This window comes from Roseisolibacter sp. H3M3-2, from assembly GCF_029211165.1.
GTDB lineage: Bacteria > Gemmatimonadota > Gemmatimonadetes > Gemmatimonadales > Gemmatimonadaceae > Roseisolibacter.
In genome coordinates, this window is the sequence record NZ_JARGEK010000249.1 from 1 (window position 1) to 7,399 (window position 7,399).

General features: G+C 78.2%; 9 protein-coding genes. 8 read left to right on the forward strand and 1 reads right to left on the reverse strand.

Features of this window, described 5'->3' with window-relative positions; translation table 11 throughout:
- The 7 genes from PYV61_RS17620 to PYV61_RS17650 all read left to right on the forward strand — a co-directional run.
- Positions 1 to 1,238 (forward strand): M14 family zinc carboxypeptidase (locus PYV61_RS17620; protein WP_275834016.1); only part of this gene is annotated, 1,238 nt, incomplete at its 5' end.
- The gene (locus PYV61_RS17625; RefSeq protein WP_275834018.1) at positions 1,235 to 2,806 is read left to right on the forward strand and encodes a D-aminoacylase; all 1,572 of its coding nucleotides are present in this window, start codon (positions 1,235 to 1,237) and stop codon (positions 2,804 to 2,806) included. The genes PYV61_RS17620 and PYV61_RS17625, both read left to right, overlap by 4 nt.
- Before the next feature lie 30 nt (positions 2,807 to 2,836).
- A complete protein-coding gene (locus PYV61_RS17630; protein ID WP_275834020.1) occupies positions 2,837 to 3,214 on the forward strand; it encodes a PH domain-containing protein in 378 nt (125 codons plus the stop codon).
- On the forward strand, positions 3,211 to 4,188 hold the full coding sequence (locus PYV61_RS17635; protein ID WP_275834022.1) for a hypothetical protein: 978 nt from the start codon (positions 3,211 to 3,213) through the stop codon (positions 4,186 to 4,188). The genes PYV61_RS17630 and PYV61_RS17635 overlap by 4 nt, the downstream gene beginning before the upstream one ends.
- Before the next feature lie 29 nt (positions 4,189 to 4,217).
- The gene (locus tag PYV61_RS17640; RefSeq protein WP_275834024.1) at positions 4,218 to 4,937 is read left to right on the forward strand and encodes a CTP synthase; all 720 of its coding nucleotides are present in this window, start codon (positions 4,218 to 4,220) and stop codon (positions 4,935 to 4,937) included.
- On the forward strand, positions 4,934 to 5,539 hold the full coding sequence (locus tag PYV61_RS17645; RefSeq protein WP_275834026.1) for a GNAT family protein: 606 nt from the start codon (positions 4,934 to 4,936) through the stop codon (positions 5,537 to 5,539). The genes PYV61_RS17640 and PYV61_RS17645 overlap by 4 nt, the downstream gene beginning before the upstream one ends.
- Positions 5,536 to 6,030, forward strand: coding sequence for a hypothetical protein (locus PYV61_RS17650; protein ID WP_275834028.1), 495 nt, complete (start codon positions 5,536 to 5,538; stop codon positions 6,028 to 6,030). Before PYV61_RS17645 ends, PYV61_RS17650 begins: the two co-directional genes overlap by 4 nt.
- On the opposite strand, the gene PYV61_RS17655 is transcribed toward PYV61_RS17650, so the two are convergent.
- Positions 6,024 to 6,542 carry a hypothetical protein gene (locus tag PYV61_RS17655; RefSeq protein WP_275834030.1) on the reverse strand — a complete coding sequence of 173 codons (519 nt, stop codon included), beginning with the start codon at positions 6,540 to 6,542 and terminating at the stop codon, positions 6,024 to 6,026. The genes PYV61_RS17650 and PYV61_RS17655 overlap by 7 nt on opposite strands.
- A gap of 185 nt (positions 6,543 to 6,727) precedes the next feature.
- Here PYV61_RS17655 and PYV61_RS17660 point away from each other — a divergent pair, with 185 nt between their 5' ends.
- Positions 6,728 to 7,336, forward strand: a complete 609-nt coding sequence (locus PYV61_RS17660; protein WP_275834032.1) for an ECF-type sigma factor — start codon at positions 6,728 to 6,730, stop codon at positions 7,334 to 7,336.
- Positions 7,337 to 7,399 lie beyond the last annotated feature (63 nt).

Genomic DNA, 7,399 nt, shown 5'->3' on the forward strand with positions numbered 1-7,399 from the left:
GCCGGGGCGGCGCCGTCGCCGTCGGGCGCCGGGTGGCCGCGAGCCACCGCGTGGCCGCGATCGCCGCGCGCCGCTTCACGCACGCCGAGCTGTGGGCGGCGCTCGACCCGCTGGTCGCGCGGCCGGCGTTCCGCGTCGCCGAGGTGGGGCGGTCGATGCACGGGCGCCCGATCCGCGCGGTCACCTACGGCGCCGGGCCGACCACGGTGCTCCTCTGGTCGCAGATGCACGGCGACGAGTCGACGGCGACGATGGCGCTGGCCGACCTGCTGGCCTGGCTCGGCGACCCGTCCGACGTCGACCGCGCGCTGCGGGCGCGGCTGGCCGCCGAGCTGACGGTGGTGATGGTGCCGATGCTCAACCCCGACGGCGCCGAGTACTTCCAGCGCGAGAACGCCGCGGGGGTGGACGTGAACCGCGACGCCGCGCGGCTGGCGACGCCGGAGGCGCGGACGCTGAAGGCGCTGCGCGACTCGCTGCGCCCCGCGTTCGGCTTCAACCTCCACGACCAGGGCGCGCGCATCCTCACCGGGCGGAGCGGGCGGCAGGTGGGGATCGCCCTCCTCGCGCCGGCCGCCGACGAGCGCCGGGCCTACGAGGGGGCGCGCGTCGCCGCGCGGCTGGTGGCCGCCGGGCTGGCGCGCGTGACCGAGGCCGAGATCCCCGGGCGCGTGGCCAAGTACGAGGACGACTTCAACCCGCGCGCGTTCGGGGACCTGATGCAGCGGTGGGGGACGAGCACGGTGCTGATCGAGAGCGGCGCGCTCCCCGACGACCCGGAGAAGCAGCGGCTGCGCGCGATCAACGTGGTGGCGCTCGTCTCGGCGCTCGACGCGATCGGCTCGGGGCGCTACCGCGCGGCCGACCCGCGGGCGTACGACGCGCTGCCGATGAACGACCGCGCGGCGGTGGACGTGCTGGTGCGCGGCGCGCACGTGGTCTTCCCCGGCGGCGGCGCGCCGATGCGCCTCGACCTCGCCCTGAACTTCGACGAGCCGCTCGCCCGGCGGCGCCCGCGGCTGCGCGAGGTCGGCGACCTGGAGACGGCGGTGGCGATCGACACCGTGGAGGGCGCGGGGCTGTTCGTGCACCTCGCGCCGTCGATGCTGGAGACCGACCGCGCCGGCGCGCGCCGCCTCCGCCCCGGCGCCCCGGCCGCCTTCACCCTGCGCCGCGGCCCCGCGCCCGGGAGCGAGCCGGTGCGGCTGCCCCCGTTCCTCACGCCAGACCCCCAGTGAGCCTCCTCCGCTCCCTCGCCGCCCTCGCCCTCGCGGCGTCGGCGGCCGCCGCGCAGGCGCCCGCCGACGCGTACGACGTCGTCATCCGCAACGGGCGCGTCCTCGACGGCGCCGGCAACCCGTGGGTGCGCGCCGACGTCGGCATCCGCGGCGACCGGATCGCGGCGGTCGGCGACCTCTCGGGCGCGCGCGCCGCGCGGGTGATCGACGCCGCGGGGCGCTACGTCGCGCCGGGGTTCATCGACACCCACTCGCACGCCGGCCCGGGGCTCGCCTCGGCGGCGCTGTCGGGCGCCGCGCCGCTGCTCGCGCAGGGGATCACCACCGCCGTCGTGAACCCGGACGGCGGCGGCCCGACCGACCTCGCGGCGCAGCGCGGGCGGCTGGAGGCGGCGCGCCCCGGCGTGAACGTGGGTTTGATGGTGCCGCACGGCTCCGTGCGCGGCGCGGTGCTCGGCGCCGCCGACCGCCAGGCGACCCCCGCCGAGATGGACCGGATGCGCGCCCTCGTGCGCGCGGGGATGGAGGCCGGCGCGTTCGGGCTGTCGAGCGGGCCGTTCTACGCGCCGGGGAGCTACGCCTCCACTGAGGAGCTGGTCGCGCTGGCGCGCGAGGCCGGCGCGCGCGGCGGCGTGTACCAGAGCCACATCCGCGACGAGTCGGACTACACCGTCGGCGTCGAGGCCGCGGTGGACGAGGTGATCCGCGTCGCGCGCGAGGGGCGGCTCCCCGGCGTCGTCACGCACATCAAGGCGCTCGGCCCCAACGTGTGGGGGAAGTCGGCGTCGCTGGTGGCGCGCATCGACGCGGCGCGCGCCGCCGGCGTCGAGGTGTGGGCCGACCAGTACCCGTACGAGGCGTCGGGGACCAGCCTCTCGGCGTCACTGCTGCCGCGGTGGGCGGAAGCCGGCGGGCGCGACTCGCTGCGCGCGCGCATGGCCGACCCGGCGACGCGCGACCGGCTGCGCCGCGACATGGCGGCCAACCTGCAGCGCCGCGGCGGCCCGGCGCGGCTGCAGTTCCAGCGCTACGCCCCCGACCCGTCGCTGGAGGGGAAGAACCTGCAGCAGGCCGCCGAGGCGCGCGGGGCCGACCCGCTCGACGTCGCGCTCGACATGATCGGCCGGGGCGGGGCGGGGGTGACGAGCTTCAACATGGACTCGACCGACATCGCCACGCTGATGCGGCAGCCGTGGACGATGACCGCGTCCGACGGGGACCTGGTGCCGATGCACCAGGGCGTCCCGCACCCGCGCGCCTACGGCACCTTCCCGCGCAAGCTCGGGAAGTACGCGCGCGACGAGCGCACGGTGGGGCTGGAGCACGCGGTGCGCAGCATGACCGGGCTGCCGGCCGCCGTGTTCCGCGTGCGCGACCGCGGCGCGATCCGCCCGGGCGCGTACGCCGACGTCGTGGTGTTCGACCTCGCCGCGGTGCGCGACCCGGCGACGTACACGCAGCCGCACCGCCTGGCCGAGGGGATGGCCTGGGTGCTGGTGAACGGGCGCGTCGCGCTGGAGGACGGGCGGGCGACCGACGCGCGGGCGGGCGCGGTCCTGCGGCGCTAGCTTCCCGCCGTCCCCCGCCCAGGAGCCCGCGTGAGCCTGCTGAACCGACTGATCGGCAACGCCGCCGAGGTCGACGCCGCCGAGATGCAGGAGGAGTTCGCGCGCATCCTCGCCGACGGCGAGGTGGTCGAGCGCGCCTTCGCGCTCATCCGCGACGCCATGCTGTTCACCAACCGCCGGCTGATCCTGATCGACAAGCAGGGGGTCACGGGGAGCAAGGTCGAGTACCACTCGCTCCCCTACCGCGCGGTGACGCACTTCAGCGTGGAGACGGCGGGACACTTCGAGCTCGACGCGGAGCTGAAGATCTGGGTGTCGGGGCGCGCCGAGCCGTTCGCGCAGCCGTTCAAGCGGGGGCTGAGCATCTACGAGGTGCAGGCGGTGCTGGCCAGCTACGTCTGCCGGTGAGGGCGCGTCCGGCGGCCGCCGGGGCGCTGCTGCTGCTCGTCGGCTGTGGGAGCGACCCCGCCGCGCCGCCAGCCGAGGCGCCGCCGCCGCCCACGACGCCCGCCGTCTACGAGGTCGGGCGCGCGTACCTCGGGCGCGAGGGCTACGTGGAGTACCGGCCGGGGGACGCGCCGGTGATCCTGACCGCGACGCACGGCGGCGCGCTCGCGCCGGCGGAGATCCCCGACCGCACCGCGGCGCGCTGCGGCGGCGAGGCGACCACCGCGACGGACCTCAACACCGTCGCCCTCGCGCTGGCGACGCGCGAGCGATACCGCGCCCGCTTCGGCCGCACGCCGCACGTCGTGCTGGTGCACCTCGCCCGGCGGAAGCTCGACGCCAACCGGCCCGCGGGCGAGGCGGCTTGCGGCGACGCGGCCGCCGGGCGCGCGCTCGCCGAGTGGCACGCGTTCGTGGACGAGGCGCGGCGCGCCGTGACCGCCGCGTCCGGGCGCGGGCTGCTGCTCGACCTGCACGGGCACGCGCACGCGGTGCCGCGCCTGGAGCTCGGCTACCTACTCGACGGCGCGCAGCTCGACGCGTCCGACGCGGCGCTCGATGCCGACGCGGGGCTGGAGGACGCGTCGAGCGTGCGCGAGCTGTCGCGGGCGGCGCCCGCGTCGTTCGCCGCGCTGCTGCGCGGCTCGGCGGCGCTGGGGACGCTCTACGCGCGGCAGGGCGTCCCGGCCGTCCCCAGCGCGTCGGACCCGTCGCCGCGCGGCGCGCCGTACTTCTCCGGCGGCGAGACGACGCGCCGGCACGGGTGCGCCGCCGGCGGGACCGTGTGCGCCGTGCAGGTCGAGGCGCCGCTCGCCGGCGTGCGCGACGACGCGGCGAGCCGCGACCGCTTCGGCGACGCCACCTCGGCGGCGCTGGAGGAGTTCCTGCGCACGCACTGGGGGCTGCGCCTCGCCGCGGGCGCGGGCGCGCGGTAACGTTGGCCGCGCCCACCCTCCTCCCGGCCATGCCCGAGCCCCTCCGCGTCGCCCTGGTCGGCGACCACGACCCGTCGGTGGTCGCGCACCGCGCCATCCCGCGCGCGCTCGCCCTCGCGGCGCGCGACGCCGGCGTCGCCGTCGAGGCCACCTGGCTCGCCACCGACGCGATCGCCGACGACGCGGTGCTCGCGCCGTTCGACGCCGTGTGGTGCGTGCCGGCGAGCCCGTACCGCAGCGCCGACGGGGCGCTGCGCGCGATCCGGGTCGCCCGCGAGTCGGGACGCCCCTTCCTCGGCACCTGCGGCGGCTTCCAGCACGCGCTGCTCGAGTACGCGCGCGCGGTGCTCGGCTGGGCCGACGCCGCGCACGCCGAGACCGACCCCGACGCCGCGCACGCCGTCGTCGCGCCGCTCGCCTGCGCGCTCGTCGAGGAGCGCGGCGTCGTGCGCTTCCGCGCGGGCTCGCGCCTCGCCGAGGCGTACGGCGCGCCCGAGGCGGTCGAGGGGTACCACTGCCGCTACGGCCTCAACCCCGCCGTGCGCGACGCGCTGACCGGCGGCGCGCTGCGCGTGGCCGCCGAGGACGAGAGCGGGGACGTGCGCGCGGTGGAGCTGGAGGGGCACCCGTTCTTCGTGGCCACGCTCTTCCAGCCCGAGCGCGCGGCGCTGCACGAGGTCACGCCGCCGCCGGTCGCGGCGTGCGTGCGCGCGGCGGCGGCGGCGCGCGCGGCGGGGCTGGCCGCGTGATCGCCGTCGCGCCCGCGACGCTCGAGGGGCACGGCGTGCGCCTGGAGCCGATGGCGCCCGAGCACGCGCCGGCGCTGGCCGCGGCGGCCGCCGACGGGCGGCTGTGGGAGCTGTGGTACACCTCGGTCCCGGCGCCCGGCGAGGAGGCGCGCTACGTCGCCGACGCGCTGGCCGGGCGCGACGCGGGGCACATGCTGCCGTGGGTCGTGCGCGAGCTGGGCTCGGGCGACGTCGTCGGCACCACGCGCTACCACGACGTCGTCCCCGCCGCCGACCGCGTCGAGATCGGCTACACGTGGTACGCGGAGCGGTGGCAGCGCAGCCACGTGAACGCGGCCTGCAAGCGCCTGCTGCTGGCGCACGCCTTCGAGACGCTCGCGTGCAAGGTGGTGGGGCTGCGCACCGACAACTTCAACTTCCGCTCCCAGCGCGCCATCGAGGGGATCGGGGCGAAGCGCGACGGGGTGATCCGGCACCACGGGGTGCGGCGCGACGGCTCGGTGCGCGACACGGTGATGTTCAGCATCCTCGCCGCCGAGTGGCCCGACGTGCGGCGCCACCTCGACCTGCGGCTCGCGCGCGCGCCGCGCCCCGCGCCGTGACCGCCGACGCGCGTCGCCGACTGCTGCGCGCCTGGCTCGCGCTGGCGGTGGTCGACTTCTGCTTCGCGAGCGCGCTGGCCACGCTCGCGTACGGCGGCACCTTCGGCGGGCTGTGGCAGGGCGTCGCTTCCACCGTGCTCGGCCCGTCGGCGATCGGCGGCGGCGCGGCGCCGGTGCTCGTCGGCATCCTGCTGCACGTCGGCGTCGCGTTCGCCTGGTCCGCGGCGTTCGTCGCGCTGTGGCTCGCGCTCCCCGCGCTGCGCCGCCTCGTCGCGACGCCCGCGGGCGTGCTCGCGGCGGCCGCGGTCTACGGCCCGCTGGTGTGGTGCGTGATGTCGCTCGCGGTGATCCCGACGCTCACCGGGCGCCCGCCGTCGGTCACGCCGCGCTGGTGGATCCAGCTCCTCGCGCACGTGCCGTTCGTCGCGCTCCCGGTGGTGGCGTCGGTGGGGCTCGGCGCGCCCGGCGTGCGGGCGCCCGCGCCTCAGTAGGCGATCCAGCCGTCGACGACCCGCATCGTCGACGAGGCGGTGGCGACGTCGGCCACCCCTTCGATGCGCAGCGCGCCGCGCGCGCCCGCGAACCGGCCGGTGCCGCCGGTCAGCGTCATCGTCGCCCGGAACGCGATCCGCCCGGGGCCGGCCGGCGCGCTCGTCCCGCTGCCCGCGCCGAACAGCTGGTCGCCGTCCGCGGCGGTGAGCCGGAAGTCGTCGGTCGCCTGCGTCCCGGCGGCGAAGTCGATGACCTTGCTGCTGTACAGCGCGGCGCGGCCGAGGTGCGTGAGCCGACACGTGCCCACGTCCACCTGGCGGATCGTGCCGACGGGCGGCCCCTGCAGCCGGGGGAAGGTGGTCTCGCAGTCGCCGCGCATCGGACGCTCGGGCGCCGCGGCGCGCGACGGGGCCGCGACGGCGACGCGGGCGCCGGTCGGCGGCTCCCCGGCGCAGGCGCAGAGGGCGAGCAGGGCGAGCGACGCGGGGCGCGAGAGGGCGGACGGGCGCATGGCGGTCTCCTGGTGCGGGGTGGGGACGGCCGGCGGCCGTCCGCGTTGCCGGGTCGTCGGCCCGCCCGTACCTTCGACATCGAGGCCCGGGGGGGCGCACGGGCAGACGCGCGAAATCCCGCCGAAAGACGCCACGCGTCCCGCGACGCCGCGCCGGACGCCGGCCAGAGCCCGAGGTGCGGCGCATGCCCGAGCGGCAGGAGCCCCCGGCCGACCCCGAGGGCCACGAGATCACGGCCGCGCTGGCGGTGCTGCGGCGCGGCGCGCCCGACGCGATGGACCGGCTGCTGCCGCTGGTCTACGGCGAGCTGCGCGGCATGGCGCACCGCCGGCTGCGCGCCGAGCCGTCGGGGCACACCTTCGACTCGACCGCGCTGGTGCACGAGGCCTGGCTGCGGCTGGCCGAGCAGTCGCGCGCCGGCTGGGCGGACCGCGCGCACTTCTTCGCCGTCGCGGGGCGCGTGATGCGCCGCGTGCTCGTGGACTACGCGCGGCGGCACCTCGCCGGCCGCCGCGGGGGCGGCGCGCGCGGCGTCGCGCTCACCGACGCCGACGACGCGGGCGCGCTGGTGGCGTCGTCGCGCGACGACGCGCTGCTGGCGCTCGACGAGGCGCTGGCGCGGCTGGGGGCGCTCGACGAGCGGCTGTGCCGCGTGGTCGAGTGCCGCTTCTTCGCCGGGCTGAGCGAGGCGGAGACCGCGGAGGCGCTCGGCGTGTCGCCGCGCACCGTGTCGCGCGACTGGACCACCGCGCGCGGCTGGCTGTTCCGCGAGCTGCGCGGGGACGACGCGTGAGCGCCGACGCGGCCGCGCGCTGGGCCGCGGTGCGGGCGGCCGTCGAGGGCGCGCTCGAGCGGC